Source organism: Streptococcus sp. 32226D021BW, assembly GCF_053545015.1.
In genome coordinates this window covers 39455-62656 of record NZ_JBPPVC010000007.1, presented here as the reverse complement: position 1 = coordinate 62656, position 23202 = coordinate 39455, and the positions used below count along the sequence as shown (strand labels likewise).

At 43.6% G+C, this 23202-nt stretch carries 24 protein-coding genes; 10 read left to right on the top strand and 14 right to left on the bottom strand.

The genetic code is table 11. The features are described from left to right. Positions 1 to 5 precede the first annotated feature (5 nt). On the bottom strand, positions 6 to 956 hold the full coding sequence (gene rsmH / locus ACEE44_RS05925) for a 16S rRNA (cytosine(1402)-N(4))-methyltransferase RsmH (protein ID WP_449171599.1): 951 nt from the start codon (positions 954 to 956) through the stop codon (positions 6 to 8). 414 nt (positions 957 to 1370) lie between these two features. On the opposite strand from rsmH, the gene ACEE44_RS05920 reads away from it, so the two are divergent. The 8 genes from ACEE44_RS05920 to ACEE44_RS05885 all read left to right on the top strand — a co-directional run bounded on the left by ACEE44_RS05920 (position 1371) and on the right by ACEE44_RS05885 (position 7170). Further along, positions 1371 to 1559: a helix-turn-helix transcriptional regulator gene (locus ACEE44_RS05920; protein ID WP_002942681.1), complete on the top strand. Its 189-nt coding sequence runs from the start codon at positions 1371 to 1373 to the stop codon at positions 1557 to 1559. Positions 1560 to 1574: 15 nt separating this feature from the next. Continuing rightward, complete coding sequence (locus ACEE44_RS05915) at positions 1575 to 1775, top strand: hypothetical protein (RefSeq protein ID WP_172021306.1); 201 nt, start codon at positions 1575 to 1577, stop codon at positions 1773 to 1775. A gap of 10 nt (positions 1776 to 1785) precedes the next feature. Beyond that, entirely contained in the window at positions 1786 to 2868 is a 1083-nt protein-coding gene (locus ACEE44_RS05910; RefSeq protein ID WP_449171598.1) for a DUF3278 domain-containing protein, read from the top strand. 12 nt (positions 2869 to 2880) lie between these two features. Continuing rightward, a complete protein-coding gene (locus ACEE44_RS05905) occupies positions 2881 to 3225 on the top strand; it encodes an MFS transporter (RefSeq protein ID WP_449171597.1) in 345 nt (114 codons plus the stop codon). Further along, a complete protein-coding gene (locus tag ACEE44_RS05900) occupies positions 3215 to 3562 on the top strand; it encodes a hypothetical protein (protein WP_449171596.1) in 348 nt (115 codons plus the stop codon). Before ACEE44_RS05905 ends, ACEE44_RS05900 begins: the two co-directional genes overlap by 11 nt. A gap of 175 nt (positions 3563 to 3737) precedes the next feature. Beyond that, the gene (locus tag ACEE44_RS05895) at positions 3738 to 5087 is read left to right on the top strand and encodes a TrkH family potassium uptake protein (protein WP_449171595.1); all 1350 of its coding nucleotides are present in this window, start codon (positions 3738 to 3740) and stop codon (positions 5085 to 5087) included. 10 nt (positions 5088 to 5097) lie between these two features. After that, positions 5098 to 5763, top strand: coding sequence for a potassium channel family protein (locus tag ACEE44_RS05890; RefSeq protein WP_172082613.1), 666 nt, complete (start codon positions 5098 to 5100; stop codon positions 5761 to 5763). Positions 5764 to 5832: 69 nt separating this feature from the next. Continuing rightward, positions 5833 to 7170: an MATE family efflux transporter gene (locus ACEE44_RS05885; RefSeq protein WP_449171594.1), complete on the top strand. Its 1338-nt coding sequence runs from the start codon at positions 5833 to 5835 to the stop codon at positions 7168 to 7170. Between the two features lie 22 nt (positions 7171 to 7192). Here ACEE44_RS05885 and ACEE44_RS05880 read toward each other — a convergent pair whose 3' ends face one another. The 13 genes from ACEE44_RS05880 to ACEE44_RS05820 form a co-directional block, all read right to left on the bottom strand. After that, positions 7193 to 7564: a hypothetical protein gene (locus tag ACEE44_RS05880; protein WP_449171593.1), complete on the bottom strand. Its 372-nt coding sequence runs from the start codon at positions 7562 to 7564 to the stop codon at positions 7193 to 7195. 77 nt (positions 7565 to 7641) lie between these two features. Beyond that, complete coding sequence (locus tag ACEE44_RS05875) at positions 7642 to 8718, bottom strand: site-2 protease family protein (protein ID WP_449171592.1); 1077 nt, start codon at positions 8716 to 8718, stop codon at positions 7642 to 7644. A gap of 81 nt (positions 8719 to 8799) precedes the next feature. Beyond that, positions 8800 to 9057, bottom strand: coding sequence for a DUF896 family protein (locus ACEE44_RS05870; protein WP_099833091.1), 258 nt, complete (start codon positions 9055 to 9057; stop codon positions 8800 to 8802). A 9-nt stretch (positions 9058 to 9066) separates the two neighbouring features. Beyond that, on the bottom strand, positions 9067 to 11103 hold the full coding sequence (gene glyS / locus ACEE44_RS05865; protein ID WP_449171591.1) for a glycine--tRNA ligase subunit beta: 2037 nt from the start codon (positions 11101 to 11103) through the stop codon (positions 9067 to 9069). Next, the gene (locus tag ACEE44_RS05860) at positions 11081 to 11452 is read right to left on the bottom strand and encodes a hypothetical protein (protein WP_449171590.1); all 372 of its coding nucleotides are present in this window, start codon (positions 11450 to 11452) and stop codon (positions 11081 to 11083) included. The genes glyS and ACEE44_RS05860 overlap by 23 nt, the downstream gene beginning before the upstream one ends. Then, a complete protein-coding gene (gene glyQ / locus ACEE44_RS05855) occupies positions 11452 to 12369 on the bottom strand; it encodes a glycine--tRNA ligase subunit alpha (RefSeq protein WP_449171589.1) in 918 nt (305 codons plus the stop codon). The genes ACEE44_RS05860 and glyQ overlap by 1 nt, the downstream gene beginning before the upstream one ends. Before the next feature lie 19 nt (positions 12370 to 12388). Continuing rightward, positions 12389 to 13150, bottom strand: a complete 762-nt coding sequence (locus tag ACEE44_RS05850) for an elongation factor Tu (protein ID WP_105112097.1) — start codon at positions 13148 to 13150, stop codon at positions 12389 to 12391. Positions 13151 to 13459: 309 nt separating this feature from the next. Next, positions 13460 to 14164 (bottom strand): B3/B4 domain-containing protein, encoded by a 705-nt coding sequence (locus ACEE44_RS05845; protein WP_449171588.1) that lies wholly within the window; start codon positions 14162 to 14164, stop codon positions 13460 to 13462. Positions 14165 to 14342: 178 nt separating this feature from the next. Beyond that, on the bottom strand, positions 14343 to 15035 hold the full coding sequence (locus tag ACEE44_RS05840; protein WP_172023888.1) for an ABC transporter permease subunit: 693 nt from the start codon (positions 15033 to 15035) through the stop codon (positions 14343 to 14345). Beyond that, positions 15036 to 16100 carry a methionine ABC transporter ATP-binding protein gene (locus ACEE44_RS05835; protein ID WP_449171587.1) on the bottom strand — a complete coding sequence of 355 codons (1065 nt, stop codon included), beginning with the start codon at positions 16098 to 16100 and terminating at the stop codon, positions 15036 to 15038. After that, complete coding sequence (locus tag ACEE44_RS05830; RefSeq protein ID WP_449171586.1) at positions 16093 to 17460, bottom strand: M20/M25/M40 family metallo-hydrolase; 1368 nt, start codon at positions 17458 to 17460, stop codon at positions 16093 to 16095. The genes ACEE44_RS05835 and ACEE44_RS05830 overlap by 8 nt, the downstream gene beginning before the upstream one ends. A gap of 138 nt (positions 17461 to 17598) precedes the next feature. Beyond that, the gene (locus ACEE44_RS05825) at positions 17599 to 18456 is read right to left on the bottom strand and encodes a MetQ/NlpA family ABC transporter substrate-binding protein (protein ID WP_449171585.1); all 858 of its coding nucleotides are present in this window, start codon (positions 18454 to 18456) and stop codon (positions 17599 to 17601) included. A gap of 157 nt (positions 18457 to 18613) precedes the next feature. Further along, entirely contained in the window at positions 18614 to 19303 is a 690-nt protein-coding gene (locus ACEE44_RS05820; RefSeq protein ID WP_449171584.1) for a gamma-glutamyl-gamma-aminobutyrate hydrolase family protein, read from the bottom strand. 374 nt (positions 19304 to 19677) lie between these two features. Between ACEE44_RS05820 and metE the strand changes: the two genes are divergently transcribed. Together metE and metF are read left to right on the top strand one after the other, a co-directional pair. Continuing rightward, positions 19678 to 21927, top strand: a complete 2250-nt coding sequence (gene metE, locus ACEE44_RS05815) for a 5-methyltetrahydropteroyltriglutamate--homocysteine S-methyltransferase (RefSeq protein ID WP_449171583.1) — start codon at positions 19678 to 19680, stop codon at positions 21925 to 21927. Positions 21928 to 21930: 3 nt separating this feature from the next. Next, complete coding sequence (metF, locus tag ACEE44_RS05810) at positions 21931 to 22818, top strand: methylenetetrahydrofolate reductase [NAD(P)H] (RefSeq protein ID WP_105144982.1); 888 nt, start codon at positions 21931 to 21933, stop codon at positions 22816 to 22818. The last annotated feature ends 384 nt before the right edge of the window (positions 22819 to 23202 follow it).

Below are 23202 nucleotides of genomic sequence, written 5' to 3'. Positions count from 1 at the left end.
TTCTCCTACTTATGTACTTTCTTGGCTACGCGCAACTTGGCTGAATGGGCACGATTGTTGGCTTCCAATTCTTTTTGACTTGGCAAAATCGGCTTGCGGTTGACCAACTCCAGCGGTGCCTTTAAATCATCTGGAATAAACGGCAAGCCTTTTGGCACATCAATGGTACTCGCTTCTTTGAAGAGTTGTTTGGTCAAGCGGTCTTCTAAGGAATGAAAGGTGATAACGGAAATTCGTCCATCCAGAGCCAATAAGTCAATGGCCTGCTGAATAGACTCGTCTGCCGCTCCCAACTCATCGTTGACCTCAATCCGAATAGCCTGAAAAATCTGCTTGGCAGGGTGGCCTTTCTTCTTGAGTTCCTTGGCTGGCTTGGCAGACTTGATCAGCTCTGCCAACTCAGTCGTTGTTTCAATCGGTTTGACAGCACGCGCCTGTTCAATCTTACGAGCAATCTGCTTGGAAAACTTATCCTCTCCATATTTGAAGAAAATCCGCACCAAATCATGGTAGTCATAGGAATTGATCACATCATAGGCCGTCAACTGACCATCACGGTTCATCCGCATGTCAAGCGGTGCATCCTGTTTATAGGAAAAACCTCGCTCCCGCTCATCCAGCTGAGGACTGGACACACCTAGATCGTAACAAATCCCATCAATTTCTGTCACACCAAGTTCTGCCAAGCGGACCTTGAGGTTGCGGAAATTGTCCTTGATAAAGGTGACTTGTCCCTTTTCAATGTAGGCTGCCAAGCGGATTTGGGCATGATCAATAGCCGTCTGATCCTGGTCAAAGGCATAGAGATGCCCACCATCTGTCAACTGACTGAGCAGGTACTCACTATGCCCTGCTCCACCCAGCGTTGCATCTACATAAATTCCATTTGGTTTGATGTCTAACATATCGACTGTCTCATGCAAGAGAACAGTAGTGTGATTAAATTCCTTGCTCATATCTTATCTATTGTACCACAAAATAAATCAAAAAGATGTTGCAAACTTTTTACAAAAAATATGTCAAATATAGTTGACAAGATTTCTGGATAGGTATATAATAACATTACAGAAAGATGTCAGATATAGTTGACATAACCAGGGAGGCCTCCCACATTTTTTTACAGTTATATGTCGGATATAATTGACAACATTTTAAAGAGGCTGGGCTCAAGCCCCACTTCTCAAAGTTAGTGTCAACATCTCAGCGCAGTGGTTGATTGGCAGATTTGTTCGTGTTTTACACTCCAAATCTGACCTAATCAACTGTGCGGGGGTGGGAAGACGAACTCTTCTATGAATGGTCGAGTTCTTTCCCACTCCCTCATTTTTAGACAATTGTGTCAGATATAATTGACATAGAAAGGAGGGCACATGAACCGTGTCAAAGACTACCGCCTACTGCTAGGTATTTCCCAGCTGGATCTAGCCAAGGCCATCGGCGTATCCAGGCAAACCATCAACATGATTGAAAATAACAAATACAATCCCTCGCTAGACCTTTGTATCAACCTAGCCAAAGCTTTACAGACTGACCTCAACAGCCTCTTTTGGAATGAATAGAAAGGAATGAACACCATGAAAAAGAACACACGTAAAGCTCTCATCTCTACTCTCATTTTTATCCCGCTCTTTGTCCTCTTTCAGCTTTGGGGCAATAGCGGAGCTGACATCTTGCACATTATCAGCCAAGCCAAATTTTGGCTACAATTGCTGATTGCTGGGACCATCTACTTCTTAGGCTTTGTATACATCTTACCATTGTTCGATCAAAAATAAGGAGCTGCTTATGAAAAAAGAAACCTTTCAAGATAAATTAATCAAACGATTTTACGGTATCGCAGGGCCCTTGGATGAATATCGCAAACAAGAAGCCTTCCGACTGGGCAATTCCTGCTTTATCCTGCTCTTTTGGGGCACCATGGCTCTTACCCTACTGGCACTTGCCCTATCCAAACGCTACCCAGAAGTCGTTGCCTATGGCTACCCAACGGCTCTACTCCTATCCACTCTTTCCGCCAGTATGTATATGGCATCCAAGATGCGCCACAGCCAAGTGGACAGTTTAGATGTAGAAGAATTGACTAGCAAGGAACAGAAGCAGCTCAAGGGAGCAAGTTTCAAATTCACCCTCTATTTCACTGCCCTTATGTACATTTGGACTGTTGTTTTTGGTGCCTGGATGGAGGGACTCAATCCTCTCGACCACCTATTTGACCTCCGAAAATTCCTTGCAGCCTGTCTAGGTGGTATTTTCACAGGCATTGCTATCGAAATCATGTTACGCAAGCGCATGAAAAAAGCGGAACAACTAACTGTCAGCTCTGCTATTTCCAAAAAAGAACCTAAGTGGATTCAAAACATGATACGGCACGTTTATGGTATTCGCGGGCCTTTAGACGAGTACCGACGGACTAAGGCAGATGAGATTGGGGGAATAGCCTTTATCTACCACTTCTACTTCCTAGCTCTCGGAAATGCCATCGCCTACTTCCTAGCCTACCGCTATCCTCTGGAGGTGGCTACCTACTATCCAATGATCATTGCCTTCTTCAATATTATCCTCATTGGTATCGTTAATATGCGCACCCTCCATGCTGACCTGGCTCAATATGACGTGGACGAACTAAGCCCTGAGGAAAGACAAGGACAGACCCTCAATCCACTCATTTGGGGACTGGGAGTTGCCCTGCTATCTAGCCTCTTTGCTGGGCTGGCAGACCTCTTTAGCCTCCAGCTTCCCCTACTGGATTCCATCTTCCACGTAAAATCCCTCCTCTTCGGTGGCATGATGGGCCTCTTTGCCAGTCTAGCCCTGTCTGCCCTTGCCTATCTGCAAAAATTGGAAGCAGATTCTGCTAAGAAAAAATAAGGACCTAATACCATGAATAAACCCTTCTCCCCAAAACAAACCTGTCGCTTTTTTGTTCTATTTTATGGTTTATTTTCTGCCTTCTTCATCTACTCTTACATGGTCAATGAGCCGATTAGTGGTTCCTTCTTGCTCATGCTACCGACCATTCAGATTATCAAACCCTATCAAACAGCAGAGGAAAAACGCTACTATATCATCCAAGCCATCTTTGCCCTGTTTGCCATGACCTTGACCTATTCCGTGGGCATTTGGCTAGGACATGTCAAACCACGTGTTCTCATCCTTCCTGCTGGATTTGCTGTCGCTATTCTTTATCGATTGTATTTCAAAAAGGAGAAACCAGATGAACGTTAACAAACCGAAACTCATACTCACTTTGATTGTTCTCTCCTATACAACAATTTGTAGCCTGTATATACATAGCTACCTGACTGGGGACAATCCACCAATCTTTATCTTACCGTTCACTATACTTCCAATCTTGAATAGTGACTGGCAAACTACCAGTCCAGAATCAAATGCTGTCCAAGAAGCTATCCATCTTTATCGTAAACCACTGCTCTGGTTTCTCATTGCAGGTTTTGCCCTAACTTTCTCCATTGGATTTTTCGCTGGACAAATCAAACCACTCTTAGCTGGATTTTGGGGAATATTTGCTCTCTTGCTTTTTATTGGACAAGTAAAAAAGTAAGGATATATCAATTCTCTACGAATAGGTAACTTCCTAAAAAAATGAAAAGTCTGGATAATATAGGGTTGGCTCAAATCCATCCCTTTTTAGCTAGCAAATAATCTACTTTCTGGCTTACTTTTTTTCCTATTTATGCTACAATATGCTCATCTTTATTTTTTGAAAAGGTAGCTTTATGAAAGCATTTAAGATACACCTTACTCCCAGCCAACGAATTATTCTCAGCTTTCTGCTGGTCATTCTCCTTGGCTCCCTCTTACTTAGTCTGCCCATTTCACAAGTTCCTACATCTAATGCCCGTTACTGGGACCACCTCTTTACCTCTGTGTCCATGGTTTGCGTGACTGGATTGTTTACAAAAGCTGTTGCCGATACCTATTCTACAGTTGGTCAAATCATCTGTATGCTACTCATTCAGATTGGTGGACTGAGCCTGGTTGGTTTTATTGGCCTCTTTGCCCTACGAGGTGGTCGGAAAATCAATTTTATGAGTATGGCAACTCTCCAAGAAGCCCTCAATCGCTCTGACACAAAACATTTTAGAAATTTTCTCAAGTCTGTTTTCGGCTTCACCCTAGCCATTGAAACACTGGGAGCTATTCTCTTATCTCTGCACTTCGTACCAGAATTTGGTTGGGCTAGGGGGATATTTACTTCCATATTCCTATCCGTTTCAGCCTTCTGTAATGCTGGTTTTGATAATTTCGGCGCCACCAGTATTGTCCGCTATGTTGACAATCCCTTGATTAACCTAACCTTAGCCAGCCTAATCATCATGGGAGGACTGGGCTTCTCTGTCTGGTTTGATTTGCAAACCCAGCTTGGGCAAAAATTCCATCTTCGTAAACTAGGCTTTCATACCAAGGTAGTTCTAGGTTTGACTGCCACGATTTTGAGCTGTGGTACCCTATTAACCTTACTTACAGAGTGGAACAACCCTGCTACCATCGGTCATCTATCCTTTGGTCACAAACTACTAGCAAGTTTTTTCCAGACTGTGACCATGAGAACGGCGGGATTTGCTAGTATTGACTACACCACCGCAGCTCCTATCACCCTGCTGATCTATATCTTTCAGATGATGCTGGGGGGAGCACCAGGAGGAACGGCGGGAGGAATTAAAATTACTGCCTTTCTCACTCTGGTCCTCTATGCCCGTAGCGAGATTTTGGGACTGCCCCATACCAACTTCCTTGGTCGAACCATTGATAGCCTGACCATCCGCAAGGCTTTTGCGACCTTTTCTGTCTTTCTTTTGGTCTTTTTGACAGGCTTGTTTGCTTTAGTTATCACAGATAGGCAGCAACCCTTGCTCTTCTTGGTCTTTGAGGTCATGTCAGCCCTAGCAACCGTTGGAGTGACTGCCAACCTGACCCCATCACTCACCATGGCAGGACAGGCAGTTATCATGGCTCTCATGTTTTTCGGCCGCATAGGGCCTCTATCTATTCTAGCTAGCCTTTCCCTCCGTAAAGCATCTAAACAGGAAAGCCTACAATACGCCAAATCATCTATGCTTGTATAAAGGAGAAATCATGCCAAACTATACTATCGGAATACTAGGCTTAGGAGTATTCGGTACAACCATTGCCAAGACCCTACATAATTATGATTGCAACATCATTGCCATTGATAACCACGAACAACAAATTAACCATCTTGAACCCATTCTCACGCGAGGGATTGTTGGAGATATAACCGACCGTTCTATCCTACGTGCTGCTGGCATCGGGAACTGTGATGCTGTCGTGGTTGCTACTGGTGAGAATTTAGAATCTAGCGTTCTCGCTGTCATGCATACCAAGGTTCTCGGCGTTCCCATGGTTGTTGCTAAAGTAAAGGGAACAACCGCTAAAGAAGTTCTCCTTCGTGTCGGTGCAGATAAGGTCATCTCTCCAGAACGAGAAACAGGTATTTCACTGGCCAAGCAACTTCTTCACAAAGACACAACCAGCCTCCTGGAACTAGAAGGAAATGTTTCCATCGTTGAATTTCATCCGCCTGCAAAATGGATTGGTAAGACCTTGGGCGAGCTCAAGCTCCGTCAACGCTATAAGATGAACATCATCGGTTACCGTAGTGGAGAAAATCAGGAATTGAATATCCAACTAACTCCAGACTATGTTTTCAAAACTGAAGAACTCATCATGGCCATTACAGATCATAATACCGTTGACCACTTTGAAGACTTAGCTAACTAAAATATTGAAAAAGCCTACTAGAGGATAAAACTCCTAGTAGGCTTCTCGTCTGTTAACAAAGGAGAATGCATGAACGATTTAACAAAAGGGAAACCAATTATTGTCATCTTACAATTTGCCATCCCCTTACTGATTGGTTCTTTTTTCCAATTGGCCTATAACTTTGCCGATTCTATGATTGTGGGTCATACCCTGGGAAAAGAAGCCTTTGCCAGTGTCGGCTCAACTGCCAGCTTGATTTTTCTCATCATCGGTTTTGCACAAGGAGTGACCAATGGTCTGACCATCATTTCTGCCCAACGCTTTGGGGCAGGTGACTTTGATGAGCTGAAAAAATCCTTTGTCCATGGACTTTTCTACTCCTTCCTCATCAGTCTAGTATTGACACTCCTTGCCTTAGTCTTTTTGAAACCGATTTTAGTTTTGATGAGGACACCTACCAGCATTCTTCCACATTCTCATGCCTTTCTGACTGCCATGTTCGGAGGACTTACCTTTACCATTTTTTATAATTTCCTCTCTTCAGCCTTACGAAGTTTAGGGGATTCTAAGACACCTCTGATTGCCCTAATCATCGCTTGTTTTATCAATATCGGTTTGGACTTTTTCTTCATTCTAGTCATGAAATGGGGTGTTTTCGGAGCTGGTTTTGCTACCATTACAGCCCAAGCCTGTTCTGTTCTCTTTTTGATTTTTTACATTGCCCGTAAGGTTCCCCAATACCATATCGGCTTATCTGATATAAAATTAGACAAAGACAATCTCAAGAAACACGCACAACTAGCTTTTCCCATGGGCTTTCAAGCCAGTATTATCGCTATCGGAGCCATGACCCTACAATTCATGGTCAACCAACTGGGCACGGATGCTATTGCTGCCCAAGCTATTGCCCTCCGTACTGACCAGCTAGCTATGCTGCCCATGGTCAATCTTGGGCTAGCCATCGCAACCTTTACAGCCCAGAACTATGGGGCCAAGCTCTACGAACGGATCCGAGAAGGTGTCCGTCAGGCCTTGGTTCTAAACATCGCTTGGGCACTAGTATTTGCCCTCCTACTCATCCTGGGCAACCGCTTCTTCTCCGGCCTCTTTCTGCCAAATGCCAGTCAAACCGTATTGGATTTGGCCCTTATCTACTACATCATCAACGGGATTTGTTACTGGATTGTAGCCAGCCTCTTTATTCTTCGTAGCTTTATCCAGGGACTGGGCAAGGGTTTTATTCCAACTCTTGCAGGCTTTGGGGAATTGATTTTCCGAGCGGCTGTCGCCATCATCGGTATGCAGTATTGGGGCTTTTATGGAACAGCAGCTGCCAATCCCGCAGCCTGGATCGGTAGCATCATCGTTCTCATTCCAAGCTCCATCGTCTTAATGAAAAAGTTGAAAGCCGGACAAACAATATAGACAAAGAAAACGCATGAAACTCTCATGCGTTTTTAAAATAATACTTTCTAAGAAATTGGATATGCAAGATATTCCAAAACGCACCATAGCTAAGCCCGACCAAGAAAGCTAAGCCGACTTGCACATTGGATACTGGTAGCAGATGAACAAAAAGAACGAGTCCCAAAATAACCACCAATAAAATAACTGTCGTTGTCTTATCCCACTTAAAATAGGCTGAAAAGGGTTTCTCAGGACAAGCTTTCACTTCCTTGAATTGTTTGAAACTAACACCAAGATTGGCCCCGGCAGCCCCCATAATAGCACCAAAATAATAGTGCGGAAGGACATAGACCGACAAATAAGCAATTGCAACATAGGCAAGTACCAACAAGGTGTACATCAATTTTTTCATGACCAACCTCCCTATCTATTTGTTTCTGTACCTATTTTAACATAAATTTTATCGCAAATACAAGTCAAAATAATCTACTATGGCAATTGACTTTCTAACTCAACTTCTCTCAAGAGCTTGCTATAATAAATCTGTTCATCAGCCAAAAGCGGACTGTTTGGCAACATTTTTTTAGCCTGAGCCAGTGATTTCTTCAAGGCCTTGTTATCATGTGAAATTCGCTGATGGTAGAGAGCCGCGATGACTTGGTAATTTCCCATAGGGTACTTGAGCAGAGCCTTGACCTGTTTGTCCTGACCTAACTCCCTAGCTTCATCTTCCAACCCCTGCAAGATATAGACTTCCAACAAAATAAGTTTGCTTGCTTTGATGATGTAATCATTATCGGATGTGGCGATCAATTGTTCCAAACGCACTTGAGCTGGTCGATACTCTCCCTTAAAGATCATGACTTCTGTCCAGTTGAGGTAATGCGTTTGTGGTAAATGCCCTGGCAAGATTGGGAGATCCAAAACAAAGTCACTCAAGTTGGCAGCAGTCGGATCCACCATAACTTGAGCTGCATGACGAAGCCCACGATGGGTCAGTTGGCTATATTCGGGATGAGCACGCAACTCTTGTATCTTAGCACCATCCAAGAAACCAGAAGGGTTGGCATTGAGAATGAATAAAGATAGATTGAGAAGAATTTGCGATAATGGTAGCCCCCACTTCCCCGTCAAAATTCCCATCAAAGCAGAAAGCAAGACTAGAACAAGATGAACAATCAGGCCACCTGCAAACATCAAAATTGCCCGTGGGTCATTCTCGTCTCTTTTGACCCCGATATACTGAGCAGCTGCCCCTTGCACAATCACGGTTTTCTTCCATTTCCATCCTTGATCAGTCTTGACCAACAAGCGATTACCCAAGCCAAGCGCCACCAAGTCAAAACCTGTCAACCAACCAAAGAAGGCATGCCCCAATTCATGAAGAATGAGGGTCAGATAGAGTGTTCCCATAAACCAGATATAGCCTAGACCAACAATTAAAAAGATGCCCTCATCCGACTGAATAGGAAGCACTTCCTCCATACCAATGAAACAATAACATGCTCCAACAAAGCTTAATAGGATAGAAAGCCCAATCACAAACCAATTCCACACTTTTTTCATAGCAAACCTCCTTTTGATATAGTATAACAGAAAAAGACTAGGAAACCTAGTCTTTGCTTGTTTTTTTTAGCAACCTTATTCTTAGGAATTAGGGTCGTCCAAGCTACGTCCGTGCAAGCCTTTCTCACGTTGGACTTGGCGGAGTTTCTCAGGTGTCACATCATTGCCATCCTCATCGACGACCTTGATACCTTCGACATGGGCACGCACACTACGGCGGTAGCCCTCGATGTACTCCTCACGAAGAGCTGCCTGTTCCTGCAACTCCGCTTCTGTCAAGCCCTCCGCCTTTTTCTTGCGGGCCAATTCATTGATGCGATCGATTTTTGCTTGTTCCATGAATACCTCCTACTTACTATTCAAAAGATTGAAAACAGCTACTGCTGAAGCCTTATCTGCCAAGGCTTTCAGCACTGCCAAGCGGTTGGCTTTGACTGCTGCATCCTCTGCCATGACCATGGTATTGTCGAAGAAGGCTGCGATGACTGGGCTGAGAGCAAATAGCTTGTCCAAGTTGCCTGCCATGTCTTCCGTCAATTCCAAGCTAGATACTGCTGCAGCAAGTGCTTTCTCCTGCTCATTTTCAAAGAGTGCCTCGTCAATCGCAGTCGCCTCCGCCTTTTCAGCCAAGTTGAAGACCCGTGACAAGTTTTCCACGGCTTCCTTGTAGTCAGCCTCTTTTGATTTTTGGAAAATAGCAGAGCTGGCTGCCAGTTGCAGTCTGACCACAAAGGTTGAGCTAGCCAGTACAGCCTCGCGGATGTCTTTCGGAATCGCCTTATCCATCATCTTCTCTACACGAGCACGGATAAAGTCCATCACAGCTGGCTGGTTGTCATAGGTCAAGCTAGCAAAATTCAAGTTGTACAACTCCGCAATCAACTGATCCAATGGAATTTCCCAGCCAAAGGCTTCCAAGATTCGAACGATACCCTGTGTCGCACGACGAAGAGCGTAAGGGTCGTTTGAGCCAGAAGGAATCAAGCCAACTGAGAAGAAGGATAGGAGAGTGTCGAATTTATCAGCCAGTGCCAAGACCGCACCAACCTTGCTTTCAGGCAATTCGCCTTCTGCTGAGTTTGGCAGGTAGTGCTCACGGATTGCTGCTGCCACCGCAGGTTTTTCCCCTGCAAGAAGAGCGTATTTCTCACCCATAATCCCTTGCAATTCATCAAACTCGCCGACCATACCTGTCAAGAGGTCAAACTTGTAGATGTCCGACGCACGTGCCACATCTGCTTTTTCGTCCGCAGACAAGCCTGCCAAGTCAGCCAGTTTTTCTGCGATAACCTTTGTACGTTCCATGTGCTCGTAAAGTGAGCCGATTTTCTCATGGAAGGTCACGACTTTGAGGCGTTCCACCAAGTCAGCAATCTTGAGTTTTTGGTCTTCACGCCAGAAGAATTCGCCGTCTTCCAAACGTGCTACCAAGACTTTTTCATTCCCTTTGATGACATTGTCAAGGTACTGGTCATTCCCGTTACGGACGGAGATGAAGTTTGGCAAGAGTTTGCCAGCCTTATCACGCACCACGAAGTAACGTTGGTGGTTTTTCATGGAAGTGACCAAGACTTCTTCTGGCACTTCCAAATACTTGGTGTCAAAGGAACCCATGAAGGCAGTTGGATACTCGACCAAGTTGAGAACTTCATTGAGCAGGTCCTCATCTATCTCAACTGTCACATTGTATTTGTCCTCGATAGACTTGATTTGCTCGACGATCATATTTTTACGCTCTGCGGGGTCTGTAATGACAAACTGTGCACGCAAGTCAGCCTCGTAAGAATCTGCACTTGCAATCTCGGTTTCATTTCCAAGGAAACGATGACCACGACTGATACGAGCTGATGAAATGTCCAAGAAGTCCATAGCCAATGCTTCATCGTCCAAGAGAACGGTCAAGGTGTGAACAGGACGGATGTAAGCGAATTTGTTGGATGCCCAGTTCATGCTGACAGGGAAGGTCATAGCCTTCAAGACCTCTGGAATACCCGCCAAGACTGCCTTGGCTGGCTGACCCGCCTCATGCTTGGTCACATAGACATACTCTTCGCCCTTAATCTCGCGGAATTCGATGTCCGCTGTCGTCAAGCCTTTACCACGGACAAAACCTTCAGCCGCCTTGGTGAAGTTTCCGTCTGCGTCCAAGGCAATCTTCTTAGCAGGACCCTTGAAATCTTCTGTCAAATCAGTCTGCTGGTCCGCCAAACCACGGACACGAACAGCCAAACGGCGTGGTGTTGAAAAGACATCGATGCTGTCAAAAGCCAAGCGATTGTCTGTCAAAAAAGTCGCCATGCGGTCACGCAACTGGTACATGGCTGGGGTTACGATGTAGGCAGGAATTTCTTCCAAGCCAAGTTCAACAAGTAAATTTTTGGTCATAATCTTCCTCTGCAATTTCTATTTTTTCTACATTGAGCACATTCACTATTGTAGTCCCCTTAGTTATAGAGATAAATTTCTTAGTTTGTATATTTTGAAAAATTGTGTCAGAGTGATCAATGTTAATTTCGACAAAACCAAATAAAACCCTCCGACTATTGTCATTATCTAGTTGACATATAATACCATCTTCTAGACAATCAAGATTTAATTCCTCTTTCAACCATTTACGAATTGACTCACCAAGTTCTTGATTTGATACTTCTCCCTGGAATTCTTGTGTAAATTCCAGCCAGATTTTCAACACAATAGCCTTGTCATTGTCATTCTGTTCAGGTTCTACCGCCATTATTCTGCGTCCTCCTTCAACAATTCTGCTCGTGTTGCTTCATCCAAGAGTGGGAAGCCTAGTTTTTTCCGCTCTGCCACAAAGGTCTTGGCAACGACACGGGCAAGGTTACGGATACGAGCAATGTAGCCTGCACGCTCAGTTACAGACACAGCTCCACGGGCATCGAGCAGATTAAAGGTATGAGAGCATTTGAGTACATAGTCAAAGGCTGGGTGAACCAAGCCTTCTTCCAAAGCCCGCTCTGCTTCTTTTTCAAACTTAGTAAAGTTTTCAAGGAGCATATCTTGGTCTGATACTTCAAAGGAATATTTTGAATGCTCATACTCTGGCTGGATGAAGATTTCGCCATATTTAACGCCGTCTGCCCATTCGATATCGTAAACGGAATCAACTTCTTGGATGTAAGAAGCCAAACGCTCCAAACCATAGGTTACTTCGGCTGTGACTGGACCTGTCGCCAAGCCACCAACCTGTTGGAAATAGGTAAACTGCGTGATTTCCATACCGTCCAACCAAACTTCCCAACCCAGACCAGCTGATCCTGTTGACGGGTTTTCCCAGTTGTCCTCAACGAAACGAATGTCATGTTCCAAAGGATTGATGCCCAAACGCTCCAAAGATTCCAAGTAGAGTTCTTGGATGTTAGAAGGCGACGGCTTCATCACCACTTGGAATTGGTGGTGCTGATAGAGACGGTTTGGGTTTTCCCCATAGCGACCGTCCGCAGGACGACGAGACGGCTCCACATAAGCCGCATTCCATGGCTCAGGACCTATAGCACGCAAGAAAGTGTAGGGACTCATGGTACCCGCACCTTTTTCCGTATCATAAGCCTGCATGAGCAAGCAGCCCTGCTCATTCCAAAATTGTTGTAAGGTCAGGATAATTTCCTGAAAAGTAAATTTTTTAGACATAAGTTACTCCTGTTTCTTTTTAAATTTCTTTTTCTAATAATTCTTCCTGCACAAACCAGTTGAGTAGCGAAATGCTTTGGTCTAACTGCGCCCATTTATGATAGGTTTCAAAAAGTGCTTGGACCGAACCTACTTTCTCTACTAACTGGTCAATGGTGAGAAAACTTCGCCAGTACTCGTAAAAAATACTCGCGTAATCTCCTTCGTAAGTGGATTTTCCAAAAGCATCCAAGGAATGCCAGCCGTGTTTTTCTTGAAAGAGGTCAACCAAGAGCTGATTACAGAACCGCTCTTGAGCAAACTCTTCTTCCGTCAAAAAATACTGTCTGCTGATGTACTCGACCATGCCCTCTTCAAACCAGATGTTTGCATCATAGTCCGCAAAGTCATCCAGAAAAAGGTCTGACCAATGCGCCAGCTCATGACCGATAATTTGCAACAGATGATTTTCCGACAAACCTTTGTAGTGAGCACTCAATGTCTGCAAGTCTGGGCTGTTCTCGTAGCTATCTAGTTGATGCTGGTAAATCTTTTTCCAAACTGCTAAGTCTGGTGTCATGACCATGCGGATATCATTAGTGTAGGCTGGTACGGGACTTTGGCCAAGTAATTTTCTTGCGGCTTCTTCATTTGCCCAGATAAGGGCTTGGGGCAAATCACGAACTTGATATTCCTTCCTTAGAAAATGGATATAGTCATGCCATTTTGCCTCGTATTTTGAGACAAATTGCTGATAGTTAAACAGCTGTTCTTGGCTATCCACTAGATAAAAATTCTTCATATCCTCTCTTTCCTCTTTGGTAAAACAGAAAAAGAACCACATTCTCTTCCCCTGTCAACAGACATAGGGGCGTTGAGAACGCGGTTCCACCCTAATTTATTACTTCATTTGTATGATTCTGATGGAGTCGGACATGGTCACGACTGGGAAAGCGCCAATTATTTCAAGACTGGCTTGGCTTTCACTCTCCCAAGCTCGCTAGACAGGCTTTTGAAACAACCTTCTTTCATGCTTAGTATTGTAGCAGAAAAACCAGCATTTGTCTAGAAAGACCACTATATATCCGAACACAATCCCCGCTGACAAATCCTACAAGGCTATTGCAGGCCTATCGCAATCTAGTAGATATTTTTCTGGTACTACTCCCAAGAAGTTTTCTGCCTGTTGACTGATAAAATCTAGGGCATTTTCCAAATCTTCTACTCTATCAGAATTGACCAACTCCATGACCAAGAAGGCATTCTTTGTCTCATCCGTAATCATGGTTCGCTCACCATCGCGCCAATTGAAACAGCGACAAACGGCGCCTTTATCATCCTTATAGCAAACTTCACCTGGTAGAGTTGGATTATTGGTTTCATCACCAATCAGATAAAACTCATCCCCACCCTCAGTGACCGTTAGTTGGAGATTGCCTACAAATGTATCTAAATCTTCAGCACCACATGGAAGACCAAAACGTAAACTCGCCGCATTATAAATGTCCACTAATGGAGAAATTGTTGTGACTGGACGGTCACTAGTTGAACGTTTCAAAAGGGCTTCGATACTAGAACGCGCGCCTTTTTTTGTTTTAAATTTTTGATAGGCTTGACGATATGTACGAATGACCTCATTCTCACTAAAGGTATCTTCCGTAAGAAATTTCTGGGCAATTCCGTTGCTTTCTTCCAGTAATTTCACTAATTCATCAGGCGATTGCGCCGGCGTTTTATACCCCTTCAATAATAACACTCCGATTTTTGCATCTGGAAATAAATTCCAAAACGATGAATCTACAATAAATTGTGACATATTCTCACTCCTTTTATACAAAAACCAGCACTCTATGAACATCTTCTAAGACCTAACGATGTTCATAAAATGCTGTTGCATGACTACCCGGTGGTAGTGTTTATTTAATTAAATTTATTGTATAAAATCCCAGAGAGAATGTCAAGGACAAGCCAACAATTGAAAAAATGTTAGCCTATTATCTATGACTAATCTTTCTGGTCAAGAAATCACCAATGAATTGAATGGCAAAGATGATAACCAAAATCAAAAAGGTCGCAAGGAAGGTCACATCATCATTGTAGCGCAAGTAACCGTAGGATAGTGCAACCTGCCCCAAACCACCAGCACCGATAGCCCCAGCCATGGCTGTATAGCCTACCAAGGAAACCAGGGTCAAGGTTGTCACACGAATTAAGTCGGGCAGCCCCTCACGTAGATAGACAAAGACAATATCCCAGAAGGTCGCTCCTGAAGCCTGAGCAGCCTCAATGACACCGCGATCCAATTCTGACAAGACCACTTCAACCTGACGGGCAAAGAAGGGAAAGACTGACAGGGCTAGAGGCACCAAGGCTGCCTCTGTACCAATGGTTTTGCCAACAATAATTTTGGTTAAGGGAGAAATCGCCGCCAACAAGATAATGAAGGGAATGGCACGGAAAATCGAAGCCACCTTGTCCAAAATCCAGTAGGCAGTCTTATTAGCAATGACCCCACGTGGACCTGTCAGAACTAAGAACAAACCGGACACCAAGCCCATAAAACCACCAAAAGCAAAGGAAACAAAGGTCATATAGAGGGTTAAATTAAAATGCGTTAACCAGCCTGTCTGACCATCCCAGCCCAATTTATAAATATCTGGAAAATTCGTTTGAATCCATTCTAACATCTAGTTCGCTCCTTTCAAAATCGTCACTTCTACACGGGCCTCTGTCACAGCTTCTAAAGCACGGTGTAACTGTCCAGGTTCTCCTGAGAGAATGACTACCATTTCACCGACTGGCGTATGGTCCAATATCTCAATATTACCATAAAGAATATTGGCCGACACTTGATAGAATTTATATAAGTCATTGACAATCGCCGTATCCGTATTGGAACCAGCATACTTGAGTTGCACTAAAATGCTATTTTCAGGCAAATTCTGAACAATATCCTGCTGGTAAATTTTCACCAAGGCTTCATCAATTCCTGTTGCTGTTTTGATGAAATCCTGGGTCAATTCTTCTTTTGGATGAGAGAAGATTTCTAACACTGAACCTTCTTCAATCAAGCGACCATCCTGCATAACCGCCACACGGTTACAAATATCTTTTACAATCTGCATCTCATGGGTAATCATGACAATAGTCAAGCCCAATTTTTCATTCAACTCCTGCAAGAGTGCCAAAATCTGCTTAGTCGTTTTCGGATCCAAGGCAGAAGTAGACTCATCAGAAATCAAGATTTTAGGGTCATTTGCCAAGGCACGCGCAATGGCAACACGTTGCTTTTGACCACCGGACAACTGAGCTGGGTAGTTTTCAGCACGGTCAGAAAGCCCAACCAAGTCCAACAACTTAGCAACCTTTTCCTTCTTCTCTTCCTTGCTCAAACCCGAATGCTTAAGGGCAAAGGCCACGTTTTCTTCTGCTGTCATCTGCGCCATCAGATTGAAATGCTGGAAAATCATGCCAATCTCACGGCGTTTGCTCCGCAATTGAGCTGGGGTCAGAGTAACCTTGTCCCCCTCGTAAATCACATCCTCATCAATGGTAATCTTACCCGCAGACGGAACCTGCAATAAATTGATGACACGAACAAGGGTAGATTTACCAGCTCCAGAATAACCTACGATACCGTAAATATCCCTTTGATTGATATGAATGGTCACATCCTTGACCGCTTCAATGGTCCGTTTTTTCTGCTGAAAGGTTACATCAATATTATCTAGCTTAATCATTTCCTTACTCATAACTTGCTATTAACTCCTCTACTAATTCAACATGGCTATAGTAGTCAGCAATGCTGACATTCTCATCACCTGCATGGTCACGACTGTTGGCATTACCCAGACCAAAGCCCGCAATCGGCACTCCTAAAGCATGAAAGACGGTGTGCATGGGTCCAGTACCTGGCGAGGTAGGTAAAACTGCCACACCCTCTGGGGTCAACTTTTTAGCCAATTCAATCACATTGACAATGGCTGGAGCTGACATATCACTTCGATAACTCTTCTCACCCAAGGTAAAGATAACTTCTACCTGTTCAAAACCATGCTTAGCTAAATGCTGGCGAATTTTGTCCAAAACATCATGGGGGTCCAAACCCGGCACCAAACGAACTTCCATCTTAGCAGAAGCCTGGGCAGGAATGATGGTCTTGACACCTTGACCAAGATAGCCAGTTGACAAGCCTTCAATGGTAATCGATGGTTCAAAATACAAACGCTTGAGAAACTCGCGCCGATCTTCTACCAAGGTTGGAAGAGTCAAGCCATAAATCTCCTTCATAGACTGACTGGTCGCCAACGCAAATTCCTCAACCAAGGCTAGTTCACGTTCATTTGGTTCTTGAACCTGATCGTAAATGCCATCTACAAGGATTCGTCCATCTGCAGCCCGCATGGATTGAAGTGCTGATAATAAGTACCAGCTTGCCGAATCAATGACACCTCCATAGGAAGAATGAATATCCAAGTCAGCTGATTTGACCTGAAGATCGAAGGTCACAATTCCCTTATTTCCCCCAGCAATTTCTAGCTGATGGAGGCTATTGCGATGCCCCTGCTCCCAGACCAGCAAATCAGCACCAATCAAGTATTCTTTGTATTTTGAAAGATACTTATCCAAGTCGACAGAGGCTGACTCTTCTGCCCCCTCCATAATAAAGATGATATTAACAGGGAGCTGACCATTCTGTCTAGCCTGGTATTTTTTCAGGGCAGATAAACGGGCTGTGATATGGCCCTTGTCATCGTCCACCCCGCGACCATAAATATAGCCATCGGAAATGGTCAATTCAAAGGGTTTACCCTTCTCCCAGACCTGATCGGCATCAGCAGGAACAGTGTCATAGTGATTGTAAAAAATCAAGGTCTTAGCATTTGGAACACTTGCCTCAAACCTAGCCATGACAAATGGCGCTGCGTAGCTGTCATCTAAAACAACAGTTGCCCCAGCCTCTTCAAACAGTTCTTTCAAATAAGTGGCTACATCCAGTAAACCAATCTGTTGAGCAAAGATGGATTTCTTTGAAATCAAGACTTTTAATTTTTCAAAATAGGTCTGAATAATCGTATCCTGCTCAAAGGCTTGAATTTTCGCTTCTGACATATCTTCTCCTCTATACAATCTACTAACCAAAATCAAAAATATTATGGTATTTCTAACTTTAGTTAAGAGATTGTCTTATCTCTATAAAAACAGATAGAGGGCTGAACAATTCTGTCCAGTCCTCGACCTATTTGCATTTTACCAAACTGGCTCATCCATACCATCTGATGTTGTTTCAATGACTTCTTTCACTTCATCTGTGTGGTAGGCTTCGATAATTTTCTTAATCGCTGCTGCCTGTTCTGATTCTTCCCAATCGCTACGAGCGGCAATCAAGTTATACCATTGTGCTGAGTTTTCATCTTTTTGCTCCTTATAAAGGGCATTCTTGTAATCCAAGCCAGCTTCCAATACGAAGGTGTTGTTTACAACCGCTGCATCAACAGAGCTAAGTGAGCTTGCTGTTTGGCTTGCATCCAACTCAGTAATCTTCAAGTTTTTCTTGTTTTCAGTAATATCAGCAATCGTTGCCAATTCTGTACCAGATACACCAACCTTGATCAAACCTGCTGCTTGAAGAAGGTAAAGGGCGCGACTTTCGTTTGTTGGGTCGTTTGGAACCGCAATTTCAGCACCATCAGGAATTTCTTCCACTTTCGTGTACTTGTTCTTGCCATCAGCTGTACCTGAGTAAAGACGGATTGGTGAGATATAAGTATCCGCAATAGCGACCAAGTCTTCACCATTTTCTTCATTCCAGTTATTCAAGAAGTTATAGTGCTGGAATGCGTTGATGTCTACTTCGTTTTCAGCTACCGCCTTGTTTGGCTGTGAATAGTCTGTAAATTGAGTAAACTCCAATTTCACTTCATCACCAAGAATTTCTTGGATTTTGTTCCAACGTGCTTCTTCTGATTCGCTCAAGCTCATCACACCAACACGAACAGTTGTCGCTGAAGAATCAGATGAAGAGCTAGAAGACGAGCTACCACATGCAGCAAGAACACCTACTGATAAGGCAGCTGCTGCTAAACTAAACAATTTTTTTAATTTCATAAGAATATCTCCTTAATTTTTGAGCTGAATCTATCTTAACACAGAAAAGACTATCTGGCTAATTGGCTTTTTTTATAGAATGTTATAATTTTTACTTATAACAAATACTCTTGCAATTATAAGAATTGATAATAAAAAGAGGGAAGTCATTTCCCTCTTAAAACACATCCACCAAATACTGAAACAAATCTCTGTGTTGCTTGCAATCCTTGTATAAAAACTCTGGGTGCCATTGAATACCAAACAAGGCCTGTTTCCCCTTGCTTTCATAGACCTCAATGGTCCCATCTCGTGGATCTAGTCCAGTTGTCACTAAGCCTGGCGCCAAATCCTTGATCCGTTGATGATGAAAGGAATTGATTTGACTGCCCTGCGCGAACAATTGACTGACACGACTTTTAGGTTTAACCTGCAAACGATGCGAAGTTCCTTCTATATCCTCTTGCCAATGGTCAGCCACTTCCTGCTCTAAACTTCCACCTAGAGCAACATTGAGCAACTGCATCCCTCGGCAGACTGCAAAAATTGGTTTTCCTTGCCGAAGCGCTTCTTTAATCAAGGCCAATTCAAACTCATCCCGCTCCAAGAGGTAATCCTCACTATCTATCAAACGTTTTTGACCATACAAACTTGGATCCACATGCTGACCACCGGATAAAATCAACTTGTCAATCATATCGATATAATCCTTGGCTAAGTCCGGAGTTCCCATGGGAATAACCAGTGGCACACCACCAGCCTGACGGACACTATCTGCCAATTCACGCGCTACCGTTACATAAACGCGACCAGATTTTGTTGGAAATTCTTGCTCATTACCTGAAATACCAATAATCACCTTTCCCATAAAAAAACTCCTTTCTGTGATTTTCTACATTGTAACACGACCAGCTAAGTCTGTCTAATATAGAAGTTTTATAGACCGATTAGAAAATATTTATCAAGGATACATATAAATCATGATTTCAATTCCTCTCTACCATCTCATAGATAAAACCTATCGCTCACATAAGAAAAAACTATACCAGTTCCAAGACCAGAAAATACGATATGAATAAATAGCCGTATTTCAGGCTTTTATATAGAAGAAAGAGTGTCTAAACCCATCTCGCCCCAGTTTGTTATAGCCAAAACTTATAGCATCCTCTAATTTTTTACAATTATACAAGTGGTGTTTTTTCTGTTAGGATATGAGCATAGAAATATTTTGGAGGAAATCCTATGACAACAACTATTATCGGCTTCCCACGTATCGGCGAACACCGCGAATTAAAATTTATTACTGAAAAATACTTTAGAAATGAAATTCCACAAGAAGAACTCTTGACCGCAGCTAAAGACTTGCGTGCCAAGCACTGGAACATTGTCAAAGCAGCGGGCATTACTGAAATCCCAAGCAACGACTTCTCTCACTATGACAATGTTTTGGATACAGCTGTTCTCTTCAACATCGTACCCAAAGCTGTTCAGGACCTTGATTTGACAGATCTTGAAAAATACTTTGCCTTGGCGCGTGGCTACCAAGGAGATAAGGGTGACGTTCGTGCTAGACCCATGAAAAAATGGTTCAACACCAACTACCACTACATCGTTCCAGCCATTGAAAAAGATACTGAGATTAAACTAGCAGGTCATAAGATTTTCGATGAATTCCAAGAAGCAAAAGACTTGGGTATCACAACTCGTCCAGTTTTGATTGGCCCATTCACACTCTTGCAATTAACTGATTTTGAAGAAGGTTTAACTGCTTCTGATTTCGCTGACAGCTTAGTTGCTGCCTACGGACAAGTATTTGCAAAATTGGCTGAGCTTGGTGCTGAGAAAATCCAGTTAGACGAGCCTAGCTTGGTCAAAGACTTGACTGCAGAAGAAAAAGCCCTTTTCCAACGTATCTACCAAACTCTCTTAGCAAATAAGAAAGGCTTGCAAGTCCTTATCCAAACCTACTTCGGTGATGTTCGTGATATCTACACTGAATTGACAAACCTACCAGTCGATGCCATCGGTCTTGACTTTGTAGAAGGTAAGGAAACTGCTGCACTTGTTGCGACAGGCTTCCCAGCTGATAAAACACTCTACGCAGGTATCGTCAACGGTAAGAACATCTGGCGCAACAATTATGAAAAGAGCCTGGCTGTACTTGATGCTATCCCAGCTGAAAATCTTGTTTTGACAACGTCTTGCTCCCTACTTCATGTACCATTTACAACAGCCAATGAAGAATTTGAACCAGCTATCCTTAACCACTTCGCTTTTGCAGTTGAAAAATTGAGTGAATTGCGCGACTTGGATGCCATCCGTACAGGACAAGGTGATGCAGCTCTCACTGCTAACAAGGAACTCTTTGCCCTTGAGCGTGTTGGTCGTGATGCCGCCCTTGCAGACCGCTTGGCAGGTTTGACAGATGAAGACTACACTCGCCTGCCTGTTTTTGCAGAACGTGAGGCCATTCAACGCGAAAAATTGAACCTACCACTTCTTCCAACAACTACCATCGGTTCCTTCCCTCAAACCAAGGAAGTTCGTAGCACACGTTTGGCCTTCCGTAAAGGAAACATCTCGGAAGTAGAATACGATGCATTTGTCAAAGCTCAAACAGATGAATGGATTGCTTGGCAGGAAGAAGTTGACTTCGACGTGCTTGTACACGGTGAGTTCGAACGTAACGACATGGTAGAATACTTCGGTGAAAACCTGTCTGGCTACCTCTTCAGTAAAAACGGTTGGGTACAATCCTACGGTATGCGTGGAGTTAAACCACCAATCATCTGGGGTGATGTTACTCGCTTGAACCCTATTACTGTCAAATGGTCTAGCTATGCTCAAAGCCGTACCAACAAACCAGTCAAAGGGATGTTGACAGGTCCTGTAACCATCCTCAACTGGTCCTTCCCACGTGAAGATATCTCTATCAAAGAATCAACTCTTCAAATTGCCCTTGCTATCAAGGAAGAAGTTCTTGACCTTGAAGCAGCAGGTATCAAGATTATCCAAATTGATGAAGCAGCCCTTCGTGAAAAACTACCACTCCGTCGTAGCGACTGGTACAGCGAATATCTGGATTGGGCAATTCCAGCCTTCCGTTTGGTGCACTCAACTGTTGCGCCAGATACACAAATCCACACTCACATGTGCTATAGCGAATTTACAGACATCATTCCAGCCATCGACAACATGGATGCGGATGTTATCTCCTTTGAAGCTAGCCGTTCAAACCTTGTCATCCTGGACGAACTTAAGGCTAAGAACTTCCAAACTCAGGTAGGTCCTGGTGTCTATGACATCCACTCTCCACGTGTCCCTGCAGTTGCTGAAATTGCACACACTATCCAAGCCATCCTTGCAAAAGTACCGAAAGAAAAAGTTTGGATTAACCCAGACTGCGGTCTTAAAACGCGTGGCGAATCAGAAACAAAAGCTAGCCTTATCCACTTGACCCAAGCAGCTAAGGCAGCCAGAAAGGAACTCTAAAATATGATCGGTCAAACCCCAAGTCTATCATTTGAAATTTTTCCTCCAAAACCAGAAGTAGGCAATGAAAAGATTATCCAAACCCTTGATCAGATGCAGGGTTTGGCCCCTCATTTTATCAGTGTTACCTGTAGTAATAACAACCTCAATATTGAAGAAACCACTGTTCGCCTGGTCAACCATGTTCGCAACGAGTTGGGCATTCCTACCATTGCCCACCTACCAGCAGCATATTTGACCAAAGAAAAGGTCAAATCTGTCCTTCAATCACTTGATGAGGTCGGAGTGCATCAAATTTTAGCCCTGCGTGGAGATATTATCGATGGACTTCCACCCAAAGAGGACTTCCAATATGCAACGGATCTCGTTTCCTTCATCAAACAAGAGGCTCCCCACTTTGATATCATTGGAGCTTGTTATCCAGAAGTACACCCTGAGTCCCAAAACTCTGTAACTGACATCAAAAATTTGAAAAAGAAGGTTGATGCAGGCTGCTCAAGTTTGGTAACCCAGCTCTTCTTTGATAACGAGGCCTTCTATGAGTTTCAAGAGAAATGTTCGCTAGCGGACATCGAAGTGCCGATTATCGCAGGTATTATGCCTATCATCAACAGGAATCAGGCACTTCGTCTCTTGAAAACCTGTGAAAACATTCGCTTGCCACGCAAGTTCAAAGCTATCTTAGAAAAATATGAGCACAATCCTGAGTCACTTCGTGCAGCAGGCTTGGCTTACGCAGTTGATCAGATTGTCGACCTAGTGACCAACGATGTAGCTGGTGTCCACCTCTACACCATGAACAACGCGGAAACTGCCCGTTATGTCCACAAGGCTACACACTCTCTCTTTAACCACTACCAAGGAAATTTATCAAGCGTAACTGGTAGATAGAACACCAAAAAGACTTGAAAAGTGTTTTAGAAGACACCTTCCAAGTCTTTTTTCGATGGCAAGAAACCCAAATATGATTGAGATAAGTGATAGGCATTCGAATAAAATAGACAGGACAAATGCCATTTCCAGCAGTATCAGGAAGAAAAATTTGTCAACACTTCCTAACCCTTCTCACTCCCCAAAATATAGATAATGTTTTTGAGACCCTCCTCATCAAATTCCACTGACATAAACCAATTCTTTCATATTTATAGGTGAACTTGAAACAGCCCACTAAATGTCTTGAACAGCCTCTATTTGACAGAGTGCAACAAGGCAAGTTCAAAATTCGGTAGGATAAGTGTCCAAGGATTGATTTTACCCGAGCCAAAAACTCGCAAA

Bases quoted from the DNA above. Each gene is read 5' to 3' on its own strand.
- rsmH (WP_449171599.1), bottom strand. From the start codon at position 956: ATGAGCAAGGAATTTAATCACACTACTGTTCTCTTGCATGAGACAGTC.
- ACEE44_RS05920 (WP_002942681.1), top strand. From the start codon at position 1,371: ATGAACCGTGTCAAAGACTACCGCCTACTGCTAGGTATTTCCCAGCTG.
- ACEE44_RS05915 (WP_172021306.1), top strand. From the start codon at position 1,575: ATGAAAAAGAACACACGTAAAGCTCTCATCTCTACTCTCATTTTTATC.
- ACEE44_RS05910 (WP_449171598.1), top strand. From the start codon at position 1,786: ATGAAAAAAGAAACCTTTCAAGATAAATTAATCAAACGATTTTACGGT.
- ACEE44_RS05905 (WP_449171597.1), top strand. From the start codon at position 2,881: ATGAATAAACCCTTCTCCCCAAAACAAACCTGTCGCTTTTTTGTTCTA.
- ACEE44_RS05900 (WP_449171596.1), top strand. From the start codon at position 3,215: ATGAACGTTAACAAACCGAAACTCATACTCACTTTGATTGTTCTCTCC.
- ACEE44_RS05895 (WP_449171595.1), top strand. From the start codon at position 3,738: ATGAAAGCATTTAAGATACACCTTACTCCCAGCCAACGAATTATTCTC.
- ACEE44_RS05890 (WP_172082613.1), top strand. From the start codon at position 5,098: ATGCCAAACTATACTATCGGAATACTAGGCTTAGGAGTATTCGGTACA.
- ACEE44_RS05885 (WP_449171594.1), top strand. From the start codon at position 5,833: ATGAACGATTTAACAAAAGGGAAACCAATTATTGTCATCTTACAATTT.
- ACEE44_RS05880 (WP_449171593.1), bottom strand. From the start codon at position 7,564: ATGAAAAAATTGATGTACACCTTGTTGGTACTTGCCTATGTTGCAATT.
- ACEE44_RS05875 (WP_449171592.1), bottom strand. From the start codon at position 8,718: ATGAAAAAAGTGTGGAATTGGTTTGTGATTGGGCTTTCTATCCTATTA.
- ACEE44_RS05870 (WP_099833091.1), bottom strand. From the start codon at position 9,057: ATGGAACAAGCAAAAATCGATCGCATCAATGAATTGGCCCGCAAGAAA.
- glyS (WP_449171591.1), bottom strand. From the start codon at position 11,103: ATGACCAAAAATTTACTTGTTGAACTTGGCTTGGAAGAAATTCCTGCC.
- ACEE44_RS05860 (WP_449171590.1), bottom strand. From the start codon at position 11,452: ATGGCGGTAGAACCTGAACAGAATGACAATGACAAGGCTATTGTGTTG.
- glyQ (WP_449171589.1), bottom strand. From the start codon at position 12,369: ATGTCTAAAAAATTTACTTTTCAGGAAATTATCCTGACCTTACAACAA.
- ACEE44_RS05850 (WP_105112097.1), bottom strand. From the start codon at position 13,150: ATGAAGAATTTTTATCTAGTGGATAGCCAAGAACAGCTGTTTAACTAT.
- ACEE44_RS05845 (WP_449171588.1), bottom strand. From the start codon at position 14,164: ATGTCACAATTTATTGTAGATTCATCGTTTTGGAATTTATTTCCAGAT.
- ACEE44_RS05840 (WP_172023888.1), bottom strand. From the start codon at position 15,035: ATGTTAGAATGGATTCAAACGAATTTTCCAGATATTTATAAATTGGGC.
- ACEE44_RS05835 (WP_449171587.1), bottom strand. From the start codon at position 16,100: ATGAGTAAGGAAATGATTAAGCTAGATAATATTGATGTAACCTTTCAG.
- ACEE44_RS05830 (WP_449171586.1), bottom strand. From the start codon at position 17,460: ATGTCAGAAGCGAAAATTCAAGCCTTTGAGCAGGATACGATTATTCAG.
- ACEE44_RS05825 (WP_449171585.1), bottom strand. From the start codon at position 18,456: ATGAAATTAAAAAAATTGTTTAGTTTAGCAGCAGCTGCCTTATCAGTA.
- ACEE44_RS05820 (WP_449171584.1), bottom strand. From the start codon at position 19,303: ATGGGAAAGGTGATTATTGGTATTTCAGGTAATGAGCAAGAATTTCCA.
- metE (WP_449171583.1), top strand. From the start codon at position 19,678: ATGACAACAACTATTATCGGCTTCCCACGTATCGGCGAACACCGCGAA.
- metF (WP_105144982.1), top strand. From the start codon at position 21,931: ATGATCGGTCAAACCCCAAGTCTATCATTTGAAATTTTTCCTCCAAAA.